Origin of the sequence: Streptomyces viridosporus, assembly GCF_002078235.1 — a bacterium.
GTDB lineage: Bacteria > Actinomycetota > Actinomycetes > Streptomycetales > Streptomycetaceae > Streptomyces > Streptomyces viridosporus.
On the sequence record NZ_MSGP01000086.1, the window covers coordinates 1 to 19,740 of the forward strand.

13 protein-coding genes are annotated in these 19,740 nt (G+C 74.3%); 6 read left to right on the forward strand and 7 right to left on the reverse strand.

Annotated features, from left to right (window positions below; translation table 11 throughout):
- The 3 genes from B7L92_RS06210 to B7L92_RS06225 form a co-directional block, all read right to left on the reverse strand.
- Positions 1-2,740 (reverse strand): non-ribosomal peptide synthetase (locus B7L92_RS06210; protein WP_143626246.1); only part of this gene is annotated, 2,740 nt, incomplete at its 3' end.
- Between the two features lie 261 nt (positions 2,741-3,001).
- The gene (locus tag B7L92_RS06220) at positions 3,002-3,583 is read right to left on the reverse strand and encodes a DUF488 domain-containing protein (RefSeq protein WP_081236466.1); all 582 of its coding nucleotides are present in this window, start codon (positions 3,581-3,583) and stop codon (positions 3,002-3,004) included.
- Between the two features lie 495 nt (positions 3,584-4,078).
- On the reverse strand, positions 4,079-6,229 hold the full coding sequence (locus B7L92_RS06225; protein ID WP_081236467.1) for a cellulose binding domain-containing protein: 2,151 nt from the start codon (positions 6,227-6,229) through the stop codon (positions 4,079-4,081).
- Between the two features lie 382 nt (positions 6,230-6,611).
- On the opposite strand from B7L92_RS06225, the gene B7L92_RS06230 reads away from it, so the two are divergent.
- The 3 genes from B7L92_RS06230 (at position 6,612) to B7L92_RS06245 (ending at position 12,499) form a co-directional block, all read left to right on the forward strand.
- Positions 6,612-8,129 (forward strand): MFS transporter, encoded by a 1,518-nt coding sequence (locus B7L92_RS06230; RefSeq protein WP_081236468.1) that lies wholly within the window; start codon positions 6,612-6,614, stop codon positions 8,127-8,129.
- 421 nt (positions 8,130-8,550) lie between these two features.
- Positions 8,551-11,328, forward strand: coding sequence for a glycosyl hydrolase (locus B7L92_RS06235; protein ID WP_081236469.1), 2,778 nt, complete (start codon positions 8,551-8,553; stop codon positions 11,326-11,328).
- Between the two features lie 553 nt (positions 11,329-11,881).
- Complete coding sequence (locus B7L92_RS06245) at positions 11,882-12,499, forward strand: DUF6328 family protein (protein WP_081236471.1); 618 nt, start codon at positions 11,882-11,884, stop codon at positions 12,497-12,499.
- Positions 12,500-12,577: 78 nt separating this feature from the next.
- Here the strand turns inward: B7L92_RS06245 and B7L92_RS06250 are convergent, their stop codons facing one another.
- Positions 12,578-13,801 carry a PP2C family protein-serine/threonine phosphatase gene (locus B7L92_RS06250; RefSeq protein WP_081236472.1) on the reverse strand — a complete coding sequence of 408 codons (1,224 nt, stop codon included), beginning with the start codon at positions 13,799-13,801 and terminating at the stop codon, positions 12,578-12,580.
- 418 nt (positions 13,802-14,219) lie between these two features.
- On the opposite strand from B7L92_RS06250, the gene B7L92_RS06255 reads away from it, so the two are divergent.
- Entirely contained in the window at positions 14,220-14,453 is a 234-nt protein-coding gene (locus tag B7L92_RS06255; RefSeq protein WP_081236473.1) for a DUF5133 domain-containing protein, read from the forward strand.
- A gap of 72 nt (positions 14,454-14,525) precedes the next feature.
- Positions 14,526-14,696, forward strand: a complete 171-nt coding sequence (locus B7L92_RS40975; protein ID WP_170102175.1) for a hypothetical protein — start codon at positions 14,526-14,528, stop codon at positions 14,694-14,696.
- A 191-nt stretch (positions 14,697-14,887) separates the two neighbouring features.
- On the opposite strand, the gene B7L92_RS06260 is transcribed toward B7L92_RS40975, so the two are convergent.
- Positions 14,888-15,082: a DUF2795 domain-containing protein gene (locus tag B7L92_RS06260; RefSeq protein WP_081236474.1), complete on the reverse strand. Its 195-nt coding sequence runs from the start codon at positions 15,080-15,082 to the stop codon at positions 14,888-14,890.
- Between the two features lie 354 nt (positions 15,083-15,436).
- Between B7L92_RS06260 and B7L92_RS06265 the strand changes: the two genes are divergently transcribed.
- Positions 15,437-16,633 (forward strand): amidohydrolase, encoded by a 1,197-nt coding sequence (locus B7L92_RS06265; RefSeq protein WP_081236475.1) that lies wholly within the window; start codon positions 15,437-15,439, stop codon positions 16,631-16,633.
- A gap of 488 nt (positions 16,634-17,121) precedes the next feature.
- Here B7L92_RS06265 and B7L92_RS06275 read toward each other — a convergent pair whose 3' ends face one another.
- Together B7L92_RS06275 and B7L92_RS06280 are read right to left on the reverse strand one after the other, a co-directional pair.
- Positions 17,122-19,107 (reverse strand): helix-turn-helix domain-containing protein, encoded by a 1,986-nt coding sequence (locus B7L92_RS06275; RefSeq protein ID WP_174703935.1) that lies wholly within the window; start codon positions 19,105-19,107, stop codon positions 17,122-17,124.
- A 74-nt stretch (positions 19,108-19,181) separates the two neighbouring features.
- Positions 19,182-19,740: SDR family oxidoreductase (locus B7L92_RS06280; protein WP_081236476.1), on the reverse strand; the 559-nt coding region annotated here is incomplete at its 5' end.

A 19,740-nucleotide genomic window follows, 5' to 3' on the forward strand; every position in this document is an offset into this window, starting at 1 on the left:
CGCGCAGTTCCGCCCGGTCGGGGGCCGCGGGCGCGTCCGGGGCCGGTACGACGTAGCCGGTCAGGCTGCGTCCGGTGGCCCGGTCGGGGCGGGCGGCGGCAGCGGCGACCGACGGGCAGGCGCGCAGCACGGTCTCCACTTCGCCGAGTTCGATCCGGAAGCCGCGGATCTTGACCTGGTCGTCGCGGCGGCCGAGGAACTCCAGCTCGCCGCCGGGCGTCCAGCGCGCGAGGTCGCCGGTGCGGTAGAGGCGGCCGCCGGGCGGCCCGTAGGGGTCGGGCACGAAGCGCTCGGCGGTCAGTGCGGGGCGCCCGAGGTAGCCGCGGGCCACCTCCGTGCCGCCGATGAGGAGTTCGCCCTCGACGCCGACCGGCACCGGCTCGCCGTCGGCGTCGACGACGTACACGCGGCGGTCGCCCAGGGGCCGGCCGATGGGCACGGTGTCCCCCGGCGGGCCGTCGGCGTCGTGGGTGGTGGCGGTGACCGTGGTCTCGGTGGGCCCGTACGCGTTGCAGACCCGCACTCCGGGGACGGCGGCGCGCCAGGCGGCGAGGGTGTCGGCCGGGACGCTCTCGCCGCCGAGGATCAGCAGCCGCAGGGAGCCCAGGACGGCGGCCTGCCGCCGGTCGAGGGAGAGGGTGAGCTCCGACCAGTAGGTGGGGGGCACGTTGACGACGGTGAGGCCGTGCCGCCGGACGATCTCGGGCACCTGGGTGGGCAGCCAGGGCTCGTCGGGCCGCATGACGACGGTGGCGCCGGAGGTGAGGGCGGGCAGCACCTGGTCCAGTGAGGCGTCGAAGGCGAAGGAGGCGAAGGCCAGCACCCGGTCCGCGGAGGTGATCCCGAAGCGCCGCCGGGCGGCGGCCACGTGCGAGGCGAGGGCGGCGTGTTCGACGCCGACGGCCTTGGGCCGGCCGGTGGACCCGGAGGTGAAGACGACGTGGGCCAGTTCGCGGGGGTGCGGCCGGTGGCGGGGACCGTCCGCGACCGGGTCGGCCGCGGTGACGTCCACCGTCGCCGGCGCGAGCCGGGCGGCGGCGTCGGCGGTGGCCGGTTCGGCGACCACACAGGCCAGTCCGGCCTCCTCGGCCATGTACCGCAGCCGCTCGGCGGGGAGTTCGGGGTCGAGGGGCACATAGGCCCCTCCGGCCCGCCAGACGCCCTCGATGGCGGCGACCGACCACGGGCCGCGGCGCAGGAGCACGCCCACGGGATCGCCGGCGGTGACCCCGGCGGCCCGCAGCGCGGCGGCGAGCGAGCCGGTCATGACGTCCAGTTCCGCGTAGCTGACGCCGTCCTCCCCGCAGCGCAGCGCGAGGGCGTCGGGACGGCCGGAGAAGGCGACCGGCGGCGCGGGCTCCGCCGGGCGGTCGGGCGCCCGGTGCCAGTCGGGGCGGGGACGGCCGCGTCCGCCGGGGACGTCGGGCAGGGCGCGCAACAGGTCCGCCACGGGAGTGTCGGGGCCGGCCAGGACGGCCCCGAGCAGGGCCGTGTAGGAACGGGCGAAGGCGCGCATGGTGGCGGCGTCGAAGAGCGCGGTGGCGTACTGGAGGACGGCGGCGATGCTGCCGTCGGTCCGCAGGGTCAGGTCCAGGAAGACGTCCAGCGGGGTCTCGGCCAGCGGCGGCTCGACCAGCGTCACCTCCAGGCCGGGCATCCGCACCGGTCTGATCGGCGCGTTGAGCAGGGTGAAGGAGGCCTGGGCGAGCGGGTGCCGGGACAGGTCCCGGGTGCCGCCGAGCGCGCCGACGACGAGGTCGAAGGGGGCCTCGGCGTGGGCGAGGTCCACCGGTACGCGGCCGCGCGCCCGGTCCAGCAGGGTGGTGAAACCGGGGCCGCCGGACAGGTCGGCGCGCAGCACGGCGGTGTTGACCAGGGGGCCGATGAGCCTGTCGGCGCCGGGCCGGGACCGGTCGGCGAGCGTGCTGCACACGGCGACGTCGGTGCGGCCCGCCCAGTGTCCGAGGAGCGCCTGGTAGGCGGTGAGCAGGAGGGTGTAGCGGGTGACGCGCCGGGTGCGGGCGAGGGCGTCGACCGCGGCGACCAGGTCGGCCGGCAGGTCGAAACGGACCACGTCGCCGGAGCCGTCCCAGACGCGCGGACGCGGGCGGTCGGTGGGCAGGTCGAGCGGGGTGAGGCCGTGCAGCCGTTCGCGCCAGTGGCCAAGGAGCCGCTCCAGCCGTTCGCCGCGCAGCCGTTCGGACTGGGCGCGGGCGTGGTCGGTGTGGCGCAGGGCGGGCGGGGCGACCGTCTCGCCGCGGTAGCCGGCGGCGAGCTCGTCCAGCAGGACGCCCCACGACCAGCCGTCCACGGCGATGTGGTGCACCTCGACGAGCAGCAGGTGCTCCTCGGGCGCGGTGCGGGCGAGCACCGCCCGCACCGGGTGCTGCGCGGACAGGTCGACGGGGCGTCCCAGCCGGCGCGTGAACAGTTCCTCGGGTCCGTCCGCCTCGATGCGCTCCAGCTCGATGCCCGTGGGCGGGTCGACCACCGGTACCGGCTCCCCGTCGACGGCGCGGAACCGGGTGCGCAGCACCTCGTGCCGCGCCGCGATCCCGGACAGCGACCGCTCCAGCCGGGCCGCGTCCAGCGGACCGCGCAGCCGCAGGACCAGCGGCAGCATGGATCCGGTGGAGGAACCGGCCAACTGGTCCAGGAACCACAGTCGGCGCTGCGCGAAGGATGCCGTGTGGGAGTCGACGTCGTTCGGAGCCCTGTCGTGGGCCGGGCCTGCTGTCACTGTGAGCCTCCAAGCGGTGTTTCGCAGCAGACTGCCGCCGGCGGCCCGGGGCCCATAGGGAAGAAGACGCAGCACCGCGAGCAGAACGGACTGCCGTCGTGGACACCGGCGTACCCGTGCTGCGTGATCTGCTCGTCCGCGGGGTGTGCGCCCACCGCGGCGGGCGGCGGGACGTCCTCGGCGACGGCCGGAGCGCCCTCCGCTCCCACGGCTGCGCCACGCCCCGCGCGGGCGGCCGGGGGGACGTCGGCACCGCCTGCCTCAGGACCCGGGACGCCGCCCGCTCCCGGGCGGTGCGCCCGACGCGCCGGCCGCGGTGAGGTCGTCGTAGACCAGCAGGCCGTCCTCGCGCAGCCGCACCCCGGGCGTCGGTGTGTGGGGGTGCGTCCGCCCGTCGTGCATCAGGTGGCCGACCGGTGTCCCTCGCGCCAGGACGGCGAAGTCGGCGATCAGACGGCGGTGGCAGCGCCACCAGACCGCTTCGCTGCACATCACGGCCGTACGCGCCACGGCCGCCTGGTCGAGCAGCCGTTCCGCGGCGGCGACGAAGTCGGGGGACCTGGTGTGCGCGGCGTAGCCGCGGAAGGACGCGTTGCGCCAGACGACGTCCGGACTGTCCGGAGCCGGTTTGCGGAAGCCGCCCAGGTCCCGCTCCCACCGGTAGGCGATCCCCTGCTCGGGCATCCAGGAGCTCAGCCGCTCCCTGGCCACGTCCGGATCGCGACGGCTGCCCGGTGCGATGCGCACGTCGACGACGGCGGTCACGCCGGCGTCCCGGAGCAGCCGGGCGATCCGGTCGCGGTCGGCGGTGCCGTGCCCGAAGGTGATCAGAAGCGGTTCCATGTCCCACCCGGCAGCCGTACTCGGAGGGCCCGGAAGATCCGGAAGGCCCGGAAGGAGTGGCGCGGCGGGTACCGGCCGCGCCCGTGCCCGCGCGGGCGTCCCGGCGCTCCGGTACGCCCCCGGTCGCGCCCACCGGCCGGGCGGCGGGCGCGGGCCGGCTCCGCGCCCGGCGGGTGGTGCGCCCCGCCGGGGGCGGCCCGCCCGGCGGCACGGGACGCCCCGGTGACCACGGCCACGCCCTCACGCACGCGCACCACCGGCCCTTCCCGCCTCTCTCGTCCGACGGACCGCTCGGCCACCGGACCGTTGCCTCCCTCGGTGGGCGAGTGCCCCGGAAGGGCTCCCCCACGTCACCCGGCCCTCCTCCGGCGGGGCGGGGACGGCCGTGCCGCCCGCCCGCCGGGCGGTTCTCCCGGCCCGCCCGTGCGGGGCGGGGCCTGCCGCGGGCGGCCGGTCACCCGCGGCAGGCCCCGCCGGCCCCGGGCGGGCCGGGCGTCAGCCGCCGCCCGAGCAGACGGTGCCGTTGAGGCGGAAGGCCGTCGGCCGCGGGTTGGGCCCGTCGTTGGCGCCGACGAAGCCGAACGAGGCCGTCGACCCGCCGTCCGGGGCCAGCGGCCCGGCACCCTCGGGGGCGGTCACCCGTACGTGCCGGCCGGTCTGGTGGAACGTGGCGTTCCAGCCGGAGGACACCGACTGGCGGTCGGTCGGCCAGTCCCAGTCCACGGTCCACCCGGTGATCGGGGTGTCCGAGAGATTGCGGACGGTGACCGTGGCCACGAAGCCGTTGCCCCAGCTCGTGTCGCGGTGGTAGGTCACCGCGCAGGCGGCGTCCGACGGGGTGCCGGTGGTGAAGGTCAGCGGAGCGGAGGGGGCGGAAGGCCGTCCCGAGGCGTCGGCCGCCAGCACGTTGACCGTGTGGGTGCTGCCCGGAGGCAGGTTCCGCAGGGTCACGGACGTGCCGGTGGTCTCGCCGACCAGCCGGGTGTGGGCGCCGTCGCGCGCCTGGACCAGGTAGCGGGCGGCGCCCCGCGCACCTTCCCAGGACAGGCGCGCGGTGGTGTCGGTGACCGCCTCCAGCCGCGGGGTCCCCGGGGTCCCGGCGTCGGAGGCACCGGGCCCGGTGCCGGCTCGGGGGGTGAGGGTGAGGGCGAGCATCCCGTACGGCGGCACGGTGACCCGGGAGGCGGACGCCCCGCCGTCGGTGACGTCGGTGATGTCGCCGTCGCCGCGCGCGTAGCGGCTGACCTCGGGTGCGGCGGCGGACGGGGTGAAGCCCGCGTACTCGAGGTCCACGGTCCGGGCGGCGTCCGGGTCCTTGTTGATGAGCAGGACGCTCAGACGCCCGTCGCGACGGTGCACGGCGTGTGCGGAGACGTCCTGCGCGGAGGACGCGGCGGCGACCAGGGTGTCGCCCGCGGTACCCAGTTCGCTGGTCATCTTCATGCCGTAGTAGGGGTGGAACGGTGTGTTCGGCGCCGGTTCGCAGACGTCACCGGTGCAGCCGCCGCTGGAGAGCATCCCCATGTCGCCGTAGTCCGTCTCGCCGTCGACGGTGGTGATCCGGCCCGCGCCGTTGTGGGTGTTCCACCAGTCGACGGTGAAGACGCCGTTCTCCAGGGCCGTCAGATAGGCGTCGGCGGCGAACAGGCCGTTGGGGCGGGCGGTCAGCATGGCACCGCCGGTGTTGGTGTTGATCTCGGTGAGGGCGATGCCGATGCGCGGTGAGTCGGCGCCCGCGTACCGGTCGAGCTGGCTGCGGACCTCCCGCAGCTCGCCGGGCAGCCTGGCCAGCCTGGCCATGGCGTCCTCGGCGGTGGTGTCGGCGCCGCCCGCGTACCAGTGGACGCTCACGAAGTCGATGACGTCGGTGACCTCGGAGAGCACGGTGTGGTTCCAGTCGCCCGGATCGCCCTCGCCGACGACGCCGTCCGGCCAGTGGCCCGGGGTGGTGAGCACCGCGCCGATCTTGATGGTGGGGTCGACGGCCTTCATGGCCCCGGCGTAGGCGCGGACCTGGCGGGCGTACTCCCGGGGACTCTTGTCCTCGTGCTCGTCGTGCTCCCAGCCGTTGCCGTAGTGGCCGTTGCCGTAGATCTCGTTGCCGATCTCCCAGTACCGCGCGTCGTAGTCCTTGGTGACGTTCGCGTACCGGACCCAGCCGGCCGCCTCCTCGGGCGTGCCGGAGCCGTAGTTGGCGATCAGGATCGGCTGGGCTCCGGCGGCGCGGACGGTGCCCATGAAGGAGTCGAAGTCGGTGCCGGGGGCGACGTATCCGCCGGGTGCCGTGTGCGTCTCCCAGTGGTAGATGTCCGCGTACGAACCGCCGGGGTAGCGCATCGCCCCGACGTCGGCCGCCTTCATCAGGGCGGCGACCTCGGGGTCGTTCATGTGCGCGTCCCAGACGGCGGCGTTGACGCCGCGTGCGGTGTCGGACAGGCGCCCCAGCGATGCCTGCGTGTTGATCCGGACGCCGACCTCCGCGGCGGGGGCCTCCCGCGCGGTGGCGGACGCGGCACCGGCGGCGAGCGGTGGGGACAGCAGGGCGAGCGCGGCGGCCAGGGCGGCGGCGGTGCGTGCGAGGTGGCGGGGGCCGGTACCGGCCGGTCGGCCGGATCTCTGCGACCGGGGTAACTGCGGCAGGGGCATGCGGGTCCTCCCTCGGGGTCCGGCGGCACGGGCGGGCGGCGGGTGCCGGACCCGTGCGGCCGGACGGGCGGGGTGCCGACGCGGCAGCAGGACGTTCCGCGTCGGTGGCACGGGGAACGGTGCGTGGGTGCGGTGCGGTCGTGCACGGGCGGGGCGGCGGTCGGACCCCCGCTGATGGGAGCGCTCCCATGATGGGAGTGCCGTGACCTCCTGTCAACGGACGGGACGGAGGAACACGAGGCCGGTTCCCCGGCGGCGCCCGGGGCGGCGGTCCGGGCACGGTTTTCCCCCGGGGGTGTTCCGGTCGCAGGCTGGGGGTGTGTCCGCGCAACGACGGGGGAACTTGGTCCGCCGGGGCGCGGCCCCGGTGAGAGGAGTCCTTGTGGCGGCATCGACGTCGGCGGGAGGCGGTCGGACCCCTGGCGCCCGGGAGACCGGGTACGAACCGGATCCACACCGGTGGCGGGCCCTGTGGGTCACCCTGGTGGCCGGTTTCATGAGCCTGCTGGACGTGACGATCGTGGCGGTCGCCCTGCCCACCATCCAGCGCGACCTGCACGCCTCCCCCGCCCAGGTGCAGTGGGTGGTGTCCGGATACGCCCTCTCCTTCGCCCTCGCCCTCGTCACCGCCGGGCGCCTCGGCGACGCCCTGGGCCGGCGCCGCATCTTCCTGCTGGCCCTCAGCGGCTTCGTGGCCTTCAGCGCGGCCTGCGGGGCGGCCCCCGACATCACGCTGCTGGTGGTGGCCCGCCTCGCCCAGGGCCTGGCGGCCGGCTTCATGGCCCCGCAGAACTCCGCGCTCATCCAGCAGCTGTTCCGCGGCGCGGAACGCGGTCGCGCCTTCGGCTTCTTCGGCGCGACCGTCGGCATCTCCTCGGCCACGGGCCCGATCCTCGGCGGCGTCATCCTGGCCCTGGCCTCCGGCCCCCAGGGCTGGCGGTGGATCTTCTACGTCAACGTCCCCATCGGCATCCTCGCCGTCCTGCTCGGCCGCCGCCTGCTGCCCCGCACCCGGCGGTCCGGCCGGGGACACGTGGACGTGCCCGGCGTCCTGCTCCTCGGCGCCGGTGTCCTCGGGGTCATGTATCCGCTGGTCCAGGCGGACTCCGGGGGCATCGGCCGCCTGTGGTGGCTGTTCCTCGCCGGCGTCGCGATCCTCGCCGTCTTCGTCCGCCGGCAGCGCCGTCTCGTCGCCCGGGACGCCCAGCCGCTGCTCGACCTGCGCCTGTTCACCATGGTGCGCGGGTACGCCGCCGGCGCCGGTGTCGGCACGTTGTACTTCGTCGGCTTCAGCGGGGTCTGGCTGGTGTTCGCCCTCTTCTACCAGCACGGCCTCGGCTTCTCCCCGCTGCTGTCCGGCCTCGCCGTGACCCCCTTCGCCCTCGGCTCGGCGAGCGCGGCCGTGGTCGCGGGCCGGCTGGTGGACCGGTTCGGCCGCCTGCTCACCGTGTGCGGCCTCCTGGGAGTGATCATCGGCCTGGGCACCACCGCGCTGCTGCTCCGTTTCGCGCCCGTCGACATCGCCCCCTGGATCGCCGCCCCGGCGCTGCTCCTCGGCGGCATCGGCAGCGGCTTCGTGGTCTCCCCCAACATCACCATGACCCTGCGGGACGTGCCCGTGCGCATGGCGGGTGCGGCGGGCGGCGCCCTGCAGACCGGGCAGCGGCTGGGCGCCGCGGTGGGGACCGCCGCCCTGCCGGGCCTCTTCTACCTGGTGCTCGGCAGGAGCGGCGACTACCGCGGCGCCCTCGTCACCGCGCTGGGTGCCGCCCTGGCCGGCATGGCGGCGTCCCTGGCCCTCGCCCTGTCCGACTGGCGGCGTGACCGGCGGACGCACCGGCCGCACCCGAAGTGCCCGGACGAGGTCGCCCACTCCCCGGTGCACGCCCGGCACACCTGACCGGCGCGGGGGCGACGACGCGGGCTTCCGGTCAGCACCCGACCGGCGCGGAAGTCGGCACGCCACCATCGCGCCGCCCCGGACCACGCGCCCTCGCTCCCTCGGCCCGCGGGCACCCGTCCGCTGCCGTACCGCTCCCCCCTGCGTCTCTCTCCCGCACCTCTCCCGCTCGAAGCCGCGCGGGCAGCCCGGCCGGCTTCAGGGCAGGGCCCACGCGCAAGAGCGTTCTCGCGCCTCCGCTTGAAGGAAGCCCCGCGCTCTCACGCCCTCACGACGTCACAGCGTGAAGACAAAACGGATTTAGGCCCGGTTTCAACTGTTGACCTCGCTCCAAGTATTGACACGTGCATTACATGGACTTTACGTTCCGGCCATCTGAGAGCGCTCTCAACCCTCCTGCTGCAATGACTCGAGGTGCCCCATGCCATCCCCCCACACCAGACCGGCAGTGGTACTGCTTCTGGCCTCCGCCCTCGCCGTCGTCGGCCTGGGCCCGGCCGCCGCACCGGCGGCCGCCGCCACCGTCCCCGTAGGCTCCGGCAGCTACTCCGACACCCGGCCCGCCGGTACGTCGGGCCCCACCACCAACACCGGAACACCGGTCACGCCCAAGCTGACCGCCGCCGCCCGCAACCGGCCCGTGCCCACCAACGACTGGTGGTCCTCCCTCGCCTTCCAGCGCTACGGCGACAACCCGTACTCGACCCCCATGTACGGGCACCCGCTCACCTACCAGGCCACGGCCGGCGGACTCGACGTCGGCTACCCCACGTCCCCCGCGATCGTCGGTGACGGCCGCCAGTACGAGTACGCCCACAAGCGCGACCTCACCATCGGGCTGACCGGCCTCAACTCCCCCGACGCCAAGGCCGACGACTGGTCCGACTGGACGGTCACCCCGTACTGGTCCGACGGCGCCCGCACCCTGCGCACGACCATCGGCCACGGCTCCCCGTTCGTCTACGCCAAGGGCTCCGGCGGCAACGCGCAGATCACCACGGCCGGAGCGCCCACCGTCTTCGCCGACCAGGGCAACGTGCTCGGCATCACCGTCGCCGGGCACCACTACGCCCTCTTCGCGCCGACGGGCAGCGACTGGAACGTCGCCGGTTCGACCGTCACCGCGGGTCTCGGTTCCAAGGACTACTTCTCCGTCGCGGTGCTGCCCTCCACCGGCGCGCTGGCGACGTTCAAGAAGTACGCCTACAGCTTCGTCACCGACTCCAAGGTCACCTGGAACTACACCGGGGGCACCGTCAGGGCCACCTACACGCTGACCACCGAGGCGAAGGAGGGCACCGAGCGCGGCACGCTCCAGGCGCTCTACCGCCACCAGTGGCTGAACACCACCGACCCCCTCACCTCCTACACCTACGTCTCGCCGCGCGGCACGATGAAGGTCCGCGAGTCGGCCTCCTTCACCACGAGCCAGAAGGCGTCGCCGGTGCTCCCCGCGCTGCCCAAGTCGAACGGCGTGGACGCCGCCCGGCTGCGCGGATACCTGAACGACGTCGTGAACGCCTCCGACCCGTTCTCCGGCGCCACCGACACCTACTGGACCGGCAAGGCCCTCGGCCGCCTCGCCCAGCTCGTGCCGGTGGCCGACCAGATCGGTGAGACCGCCGTCCGCGACCGGATGCTCGGCCTGATGAAGGGCAAGCTCCAGGACTGGTTCACGGCGGGAGGCGCGAACGAGTTCAGCTACGACAAGGACTGGAAGACGCTCACCGGCTACCCCGCCTCCTACGGCAGCGACACCGAACTGAACGACCACCACTTCCACTACGGCTACTACGTCTACGCGGCGGCGATCATCGCCCAGTACGACCCGGCGTGGGCCGCCGACTCCGCCTGGGGCGGCATGGTGAAGACCCTCGTGCGGGACACCGCCAACCCCAGCCGCACCGACACCGCCTTCCCCTTCCTGCGCGGCTTCGACGTCTACGCGGGCCACAGCTGGGCCTCCGGTCACCAGGGCTTCGCGGCCGGCAACAACCAGGAGTCCTCCTCCGAGTCCACCAACCTCAGCGCGGCCCTCGTCCTGTGGGGCTCCGCCACCGGCGACACCTCGCTGCGCGACCTCGGCACCTTCCTGCTGACCACCGAGTCGGAGTCGATCGCCCAGTACTGGTTCGACGCCGACGAGCAGGTCTTCCCGTCCTCCTTCGGTCACGACACGGCCGGCATGGTGTGGGGCAGCGGCGCCGCCTACGCCACCTGGTGGACCGCCAACCCCGAGGAGATCCACGGCATCAACGTCCTGCCCGTGACCGGCGGTTCGCTGCACCTCGGCGGCGAGAAGGCCGCCATCCGGCGCAACATCGCCGAGATGGAGCGGGAGAACGGCGGCCCGGCCGTCGAATGGCGGGACCTGCTCTGGGAGTTCGAGTCCTTCGCCGCCCCCGCCACGGCCAAGGCCAAGTGGGACGCGGGCCACGCCGGCTACACGCCGGAGGAGGGCGAGTCGAAGGCGCACACGTACCACTGGATCAACACCTTCGCCACGCTCGGCGCTCCGGACACCACCGTGACCGGTGACATCCCCACCTCGGCCGTCTTCACCAAGGGCACGACCCGGACCTACGCGGCCCACAACCACGGGTCCACGGCCCGCACCGTGACCTTCTCCGACGGCAAGACCCTGTCCGTACCGGCCCGTTCCACCGCGACCGGCAGTGGGACCGGGTCCACGGACCCCGACCCGGACCCGGAGCCGCCCACCGGCAACACCTTCCAGCTGCGCGGCGGCGGCGTCCTGACCACGGCGACCGGCGGCACGGCGGGCAGCGACACCATCGCCTCCGCCGGTGGCACCAACCGTGACGGCACCCCGTACCAGCCCCTCGTGTACCAGGTCCGCGGCGTCAACGGCACGCTCACGCCGGGCGCGCAGACCGCCTTCCGGCTCCAGGTGGACGCGGGCACCACGGTCGGCCTCGGCCAACAGGCCAGGGTGAGCTACGACTTCACCGGCGACGGCACCTTCGACCGGACCGAGACGTACCACTACTTCGCGACCGACCCGGTCACCGGGTGGGAGGAGTACACGCAGGCCCGCGGTCTCAAGGCGGCCACGGGCAGCCTCGGCAACCTCAACGGCGGCACCGTGCGCCTCGAGGTGTGGAGCGCCATCGGCAACGGAGCCTCGAAGCTTCAGACGGGCACGGACAGGTCCGTGCTGGTGATCCCCTACAGCTGAACCGGCAAGGACCCACGGCGGCGGGCACCGGCGGCATACCGGCGCCCGCCGCACCGGCGTGCCCGGGGACGGCCGGTGCGACCGCCCCTCAGACCCGGGAAGCGGAGTGGCGGGGTGAACGTATGGCCGGGATCGTGCGGATGAACGGCCGCCCATGCGTCGCGGTGGCACGCACTCGCCCCGTCCAGTGACCGTCGGCCACAACGGAACCGCACGCTCGCGCAGTCCGGGGCGGCATCGAGGTCACCGGAAGCAGGGCAGCCCGCACTTCTTCCCCCGGACGGTTCGGACGTCCACAACCCGGGCATCGGCCGGCGCCGGGAGGGCGATCCCGGCGCCGGCCGTCCCGTGGCCGAGGGCGACGCCCCCGGTGCCTACGACACGCTCGTACGTCGCGTCCTGGAGTGACACGTCACGCTGCGCCACACAGCCATCCATCCGTGTGCGGCATCACCACCGTCCACTGCGGCCGGACCGGCCCTTTCGTGCCCTGTGACCTGCATGGAAGGCGCCCGGACGGGGCAAGCGGTCTGCCTGGGATACGGAGGGTGCCATGACCATGACGGAGCAGCCGGTCGAACTGGTGGGCGAGGACACCACCTGCTGCGCACGCCACGACGACCGCGGTCCGGGGCCCGGGGCCGAAGCTCCGGAAACACCGCGTGAGCGGGTCAACCGCCGCTGGAACGAGGTCCTGCAGGAGACCCGGGTCACCCAGACGGGCGTGCAGATCCTCTTCGGGTTCCTGCTCAGTGTGGCGTTCACCCCGCTGTTCCGGGAGCTGGAGACGTTCGACCGCGTCGTCTACGTCATCACCGTGGTGCTCGGCGCGGCGGCCACCGGATCGCTCATCGCCCCCGTCTCCCTTCACCGCCTCCTGTCCGGACAGCGCATGAAGGACGAGATAGTGGAGGCCGCCTGCCGCTTGATGAGGTGCGGCATGGTCCTCCTCGCGCTGACCATCGGCTGCACGCTCCTGCTGATCCTCCGTGTCGTGGTTCCCGGCGTCCTCGCCGAAGCACTCGCCGCCGGGGTCATGCTGTGGTTCGGCCTGTGCTGGTACGCGCTGCCGCTGTACCTGCGCCGCCGCGCCGCCCGGCGCTCGCGCGCCGGGCGGTGCATGGCGCACCCGAGGCGCGAGACGGACGGGCAAGGCACCGTGAGCGGATGACGGCAGCGGGTCGCAGCGCCGCGGACATGACCGGCCCGGTACGCCGAACGAGGCGCTCCCGTCCCGCGGGGCCGCGGTTCAGGGGGTCAGCTCGTCCTGGTGGCCGCCGCGCCATTCGGCGAGCAGGACGGTGGCGTCGTCGTCGAGTTTCCCGCCGTGGTGGTCCATGACGGCCGCCATCAGCCGGCGCAGGGTCTCGTGCAGGGTGTGCCGGCCGGAGTGGTGACGCCGGACGAAGTCGACGAACTGGTCCCGGCCGAACCGCCTGCCCCGGGCGTCGCGGGCCTCGACCACGCCGTCGGTGTACAGCACCAGGCGGTCGCCGGGCTCCAACTGCTCGACGCACTCGGTCACCGGCAGGTCCAGGCCGGTACCCATGGGGCCGGCCGGCGGGCAGGCCAGTTCGCTGGTCCAGCGGTTGCCGCGGATCAGGATCGGAAGAGGGTGACCGCGGTTGACCCAGGCCAGCCGCCCGGTCTCCATGTCGAGGTCGGCCAGGACGCCGGTGACGTAGCGGCTGGCGCCGAACTGATCCAGCAGCGTCTGCTCGATCCGCTCGCTGGTCCCGGCCAGTGACACGCCGTGGCGGCGGGCGTTGCGGCAGGCCGCCACGGCGACGTTCGCGGTGATCCCGGCGGTGGTGTCGTGGCCCATGGCGTCGAAGACACCCAGATGGAGGGTGCTGCCGGCCACCGCGTAGTCGAAGGCGTCCCCGCCGACCTGGTAGGCGGGCTCCATGACCGCGCCCACCGTCGCGTCGTGTCCGGCGTACGCGGGCGGCGGGGTCAGGTTCCACTGCATCTCGGCCGCCACGTTCATCGGTTCGGTGCGCACCAGGCGCGCGTAGGAGTCGCTGAAGGACCGCTTGCTCAGCAGGAGCAGGGCCGTCATCGACGCCAGGTCGCGCACGGCCTGGCGGGCCTCCTCGTCGTCGGTGTCGGTGTCGGTCCGCAGCACGCCCAGGCGCTCCACGCCGTCGGTGACGGCCACCCACCACCGGCGCCGGCCGTCCGGCGCGCCGCCCGTCGCCGGCTCGGCGAGCAGGTCCACGCGCTGGTACGCCTGACCGGGCAGGCTGCCCCGGACGGTGAACTCCTGCCTCTCGGTCCCCGCCTCCGGGCCCTTGCCCGTGAGCCGGCGCAGCACCGTCTCGCGGATGTCGACGACGAAGACGGCCGTGTCGTACGCCCCGGCACCGGCGGCGTACTCGGCGATGAGGTCCGGCAGCTGCTCGAGCGTGGCGGTGTGGCCGGCCTGCATCAGCCGCACCAGCGCCAGCGCTGCCCTGCCCCTGTCAGCCATGACCCACACCCGGCGGGGGGCGACCGTCCCGGCCGGCCGGGCACAGGGCGAACGAGGGGCTGCGCACCCGGCGCGGATCCTCTCCGCCGCTGTCGGCCCGGACCGTGCGGATGCGTCCCGGCGGCGTCTCGCACCCGGGCGGACGTCCCGGCGGCGCGGGGCGGACGATCGACATATGACGGCTTCCCTCCCGCCCGGCATATGCCGGACACCCGGTCACCGCAGGACCTACCCGTTTCCGGACAACTGCACGCAGCCCGCGCCGGCAGACGACAAGTGTTGCCTGGGTACAGGACGTACAGCGCTCCTCCGACATCACCGGCTCCATGGTGGCCGTGGGGCATGCGGGACGGGGAACCGGGTAGCCGGGCGAGGACCCCGCCCCGGTTCTCGTGGCGGTGCGGAAGGAGAACCCCCGATGTTGATGGCCCATCCCGCGGTGCTGCGGGACCTGATCGAGCAGTACGAGGCCCTGGTGGCTCTGGACGCCTCCGAGGCGGACAGCGCGCGGGGGCGGCAGCGGATGGAGGACGTCGCCTACACCCTGTGCGTCTCCACCGGCACCCGCGACATCGACGCGGCCCTGATCGCGGCCCGTCACCAGCTGCCCGGCGCCCGGCCCCAGGACGACTCCCTCCTGAGCGGCAGCTGATCCTCCCCCGGGCCGCACCCGTACTCGTGCCCGTGCCTCCGCACCGAACAGAACGACAGAACGGACCAAGACGTGAAGACCGCCGGAAGAGCCGCCGCGCCGATCTACGACCGCTTGATAGCCGAACGCGGCGACGTCGTCGCGGCGGCCGCGCTCACCGCGGAACAGACCCGCCGCGAGGTCGCCGAGGTGCTGGACTTCGGCTTTTCGAGCACGGGCGGCGACACGGTCGAAGACAAGTAGCGTCGGCCGCCCCGGGACGGGCGGGACGTCACCCACGGCGGTGGACGCCCGGCACGACACGGTCGTATCGACACGGACAGACAACGGATTCGCGGTGCCGGATACCGTCGGCACCGCGAGGGCCGGGCCGTACCGCTGTCTCGGCGTCTCATCTCCCGTGCGTGATCCGGGTCGCGCGGGAACCGTCCGGGTCATGCGTTCCCGAACACGGCCTTCTGGACGTCGTTCGGGCCGTCGAACTCGTCCGCGGAAGCATCGGCGAGCTTCTCGACGAGGGTGTCGTCCGCACCGTTGTCCTTGGCCGGCGCGACCAGGTCGTCGCGGCCGGCAGGGTACTCGGCGCCCTTGAGCGCCTTCTGCAGGTCGATCGGGCTGATGCTCGCCATGGCGGTCTCCTCGCTGTCCCGGGGGGCTCTCCGGTGGGGCCCGTCGTACCGGGCCGGCCGACAGATACATCGTGTCCACGGGGGAGGGGACGGCGCATGTCGGCCCCGCCGCCCCGGTGCCCCGGCGAAGCGGGCGACACCGCCCACCGCGTGGGCCGGCCCCGGGTCCGCGGAGGCCCCGGCCCGCCCGGCGGCTTCGCTCCGCGCCGGCCGGGAGCGCACCGGACGTGCCGCACCGGACGTGTCGCGCCGGTGCCCCGGTGGAAACCCGGAGGTGTGGCGACGCCCGGTTGATGGCACCCGGTGGTGCACGAAGCGAGGACCCGCGACCGCACCTTGATCCGAGGAGGCCAGGTGGCCCGTACGCCTTCCGGCGACGACGTGAACGCCGACGTCCACGACAGGCTGCGCGGGGAGGTCGCGAAACGGGCGGATCTGCTGTGGGAGGCCGCCCGCGAGTTGCACGCCCACCCCGAGCACGCCTTCTCCGAGCACCGGGCCGCGGCGCTGCTGACGGGCGCGCTGGAGAGTGCCGGTTTCGAGGTCGAACGCGGGACGGCCGGGATGCCCACCGCGTTCACCGCCCGCTCGGGTCACGGCCGTCCCGCGGTGGCACTGCTGCTGGAGTACGACGCCTTGCCGGGCCTCGGCCACGCCTGCGGGCACAACCTCATCGCCGCCGCCGGCCTGGGAGCGGCGCTCGCGCTGAACGCGGTGCTGGACGCCTCGACCGGACGGATCCTGGCGGTCGGGACGCCGGCCGAGGAGGGCGGGGGCGGAAAGGTCCTGGAGGTGGAGGCCGGCGTGTTCGACGACGTCGACGCCGCGCTGATGTTCCACCCGGGCGTGTACGACTGGACGCGGGCGCCGCTGACCGCGCAGGAGCAGTACCGGGTGGCCTTCCACGGCCGCGCCGCGCACCCCACCGGCAACCCGACCGAGGGCGTCGACGCCCTCCTGGCGCTGGTCGAGCTGTTCAACGTGCTGACCGCCCTGGGCAGGCGGCTGCCGGCGGCCTCCCACGTCCAGGGGATCGTCACCGACGGAGGCAGGGCCACCAACATCGTCCCGGAGTACGCGGAGGGGCTGTTCGGCCTGCGCGCGGCGACGACCGAGGCGTTGGAAGACCTGGCCGGGCAGTTGCGCGCCGCCGCCGAGGGCGTCGCCCACGCCACCGGCACCAGGGCCGAGGTGGAACGAGCCACGCTCCGCTACGAGCACTTCCGTGACAGCGGCCCGCTGTCCGAGACGTTCGCCGGGCACCTGTCCGGGGCGGGGATCGAGTTGACGCCGCCTGCGCCGGGCGTCTACCTGGGATCGTCGGACATCGGCAACGTCAGTACGCGCGTGCCCGCCATCCACCCCTTCGTCGCCATCATGGACGAGGGGTCCGACCACACCCCCGAGTTCGCCGCGGCGGCCGCCTCCCCCCGGGCCCGTGACGTCCTCGTCGCCGTCACCGGCGCGCTGGCCTGCACGGCCGCGGACCTGCTCCTCGACGCGGACCTGCGCGAGGAGGCGTGGAGACTGCACCGGGAGACGGGACGCTGAGCCGTGTCCGGGCGCGGCCGTCGTCGGTGCCGGAGGCTGCGCACACCGGTGGCCTCGGTGCAGTGCACGCACGGAACCACCTGTCGTTGTCGGGGATCCGGCGGATGATCCCGCCGGGAGAGGCCGTGCCGGTGCCGAGACGCGCGGCGACGCGGGTTCTGGGCCTCGTGGCCGCAGACCACCCGGACGCGCTGCTCCGGTGCCTCCACCGGCGCCCGGTTCTCCTCCATCGCGGCGGGTGCGCCGACGCCGCTCATCGCCACCGCGCTGCTCTCGGAGCACGGCGGCTCCACCCCGATCGCGCCGTACGTCACCGCGGCGAGCCCGCTGACGATCGTGGCCGTGGCCGAGGAGACCCGCCGCCGGGACCTGACCGAGGTCGCCCCGTCCGGTGACGCGGAGGCGCCGGACGGAACCCGGTCGGCGCAGGACGCGCACACCGTCCGACCCCGCGGATCACCGACCCCGTACGCGCGGGCGTACGGGGGTCAGTGCGGTGCGGGCGGTGTCCCCGCCGACAACCGGTGCAGGCGCAGGGCGAGCTGGATCTCCAGCGCCCGGGCGGGGCTCTGCCAGTCGCCGCCGAGGAGGCGGCCGATGCGCTCCAGGCGCTGGGCGACGGTGTTCACGTGGACGTGCAGGTCGTCCTTGGTGCGGGCGGGGCTCATGCCGCTGGCGAAGTACGCGTCGAGGGTGCGCAGCAGCTCGGTGCCGCGTCGTTCGTCGTACGCCACGACCTGGCCGATGGTGCGGTCGACGAAGCCCCCGATGTCCTGCTCCCCCGCCAGCAGTAGTCCCAGGAAGCCGAGGTCCTCGGCGGCGGCGCCGTCACCTGAGCGACCCAGCCGCCGCAGGGTGTCGAGGCAGCGCCGGGCCTCCGCGTAGGCCGCCGCCACGGTGTCGGGGCGATCGGTGAGCCGCTCCACCGGGGCGGACGCGCCGACGGTGACCGGTTCGTGGACGGCCGTGCCCAGGTGCCGGGCGGTGCGGCGGGCCAGGTCGGTGGCGGTGTCCCCGGGGGCGAGGGGCAGCAGCAGGACGGTGCCGCCGTCGCGTGCGGCGGCGAGGCCCTGCCGGGTGGCCGCGAGGTGCGAGGCCGCGGCCCACAGGCGTCTGCGGGCGTCCGCCTCCTGGTCGGCGTCGGCGGCGCCGCCCTCCAGCCGGGCCGCGAGCACCGCGTGGGTGGCGTCGAGGTCGGCCTGCAGCCGGGCCGCGCGCTCGCGCAGCAGGCGCGGGTCGCGGTCGCGGGCGTCGAGCAGGTCGTCGAGCAGCTCGCCGCGGACGCGCTGCTCGGCCTCGGCGGCGGAGCGGCGGGCGAGCAGCAGCAGTGAGGTGACCATGGCCGCGCGCTCCAGGGTCCGCTGGTCGACGGGGTCGAGGCCGGGATGACCGCGCAGGACGAGGGCGCCGAGGAGTTCGCCCCCGGCGGCCACGGCGGCGATCCAGTCGTCCCCGTGCCGCACCGCGTGCCCTTCGGCCCGCGAGGACTCCAGGGCCCGGGCGGGCGCCGCGGCGGCCTCGGTGAACTCGACCGTGCCGTCCAGGACCTGGGAGACGGCGGCGGCGACGTCGTGCACCCCGCCACCGCGCAGGACCAGCTCGGCCAGCCGGTCGTGGACGTCCGAGGCGCGCTCGATGACCCCGCTGCGGTCCTGGATGATCTCGTTGGCGCGTTCCAGGTCGGCGAGGGCCGAGCGGGTCTCGGCGAGCAGGTTGGCGGTGTCGATGGCGGCCGCGGCGAGGGCGGCGAAGGAACCGAGCAGGGCGATCTGCTCCCGTTCGAAGAGCCGGGCCCGCCGGTCGGCGGCGAACAGGACGCCGATGACGTGGTGCCCGAGCATCAGGGGCACCCCGAGGATGGCCACGAGCCCCTCGTCCCGCACGCCGGTGTCGATGGTGCGGGTGTGCTGGAAGCGGCCGTCGCGGAAGTAGTCGTCGGTGACGTAGGGGCGGGCGGTCTGGGCGACCAGGCCGCCGAGCCCCTCCCCCATGCCGAGGCGCAGCTGCTGGAAGCGGGCGGCGACCGAGCCCTCGGTGACCCGCATGTAGGTGTCGCCCCTGGCCGGGTCGTTCAGGCTGAGGTAGGCGACGTCGGTGCCCAGCAGCGAGCGGGCGCGCTGCACGATCGCCTGGAGCACGGCGTCCAGGTCGCGCAGTCCGGCGAGGTCGTGGGCGGTCTCGAAGAGCGCGGACAGCTCGGCCTCCCTGCGGCGCCGGCCCTCCAGCTCCGAGCGCACGCGCAGGGCGAGCAGCTTGGCCTGCTCGAGCGCGGCGATGCGCTCGGCGGGCTGCCCTTCGGCCCGGGCGAGCAGCACCGGCTGCTCGTAGGTCTCGGCGGGCGCGCCCCGGGCGAGCAGTTCCAGGAACGGGGTCTCGGCGCCGGCGGACGCGGGGCGGACGCCGGAGCGTGCCCGGCCGGACGTCGCGGCGCCGGGGACGGCATGCTCGGCGGACTGCACGTGATCACGGGACATGCTCACAGGATTCCTCATCCCACGGCCGCTCCGGCAGGGCTGTGGACGACTCGGCCGGGCCGTCGTCCCACGCCTCAGTGGGCGGTCCAGCCCCCGTCCAGGACCAGCGACGTGCCGGTCACGAAGGACGCCTGCGGGCCGCACAGATAGGCCACCGCCCCGGCGACCTCCTCCGGCTCGATGAGCCGTTTGACGGCGCTGTCCTGCAGCAGCACCTCGGACAGGACGCGTTCCTCGGGGATGCCGTGCGTGCGGGCCTGGTCGGCGATCTGCCGCTCGACCAGGGGGGTGCGCACATAGGCGGGGTTCACACAGTTCGAGGTGACACCGTGGGGTGCGCCTTCGAGGGCGGTGGTCTTGGACAGTCCCTCCAGGCCGTGTTTGGCGGCCACATAGGCGGACTTGTAGGCCGAGGCGCGCAGGCCGTGGACCGAGGACACGTTGACGATGCGGCCCCACCCCTGGCCGTACATGTGGGGCAGGGCTCCGCGGATGAGCCGGAACGGCGCCTCCAGCATCACGGTGAGCACCGTGTGGAAGACGTCGGGCGGGAACTCCTCGATGGGGCGGACGAGCTGCAGTCCGGCGTTGTTGACCAGCACGTCCGTACCGACGGCGGCGCGTTCGGCGGCG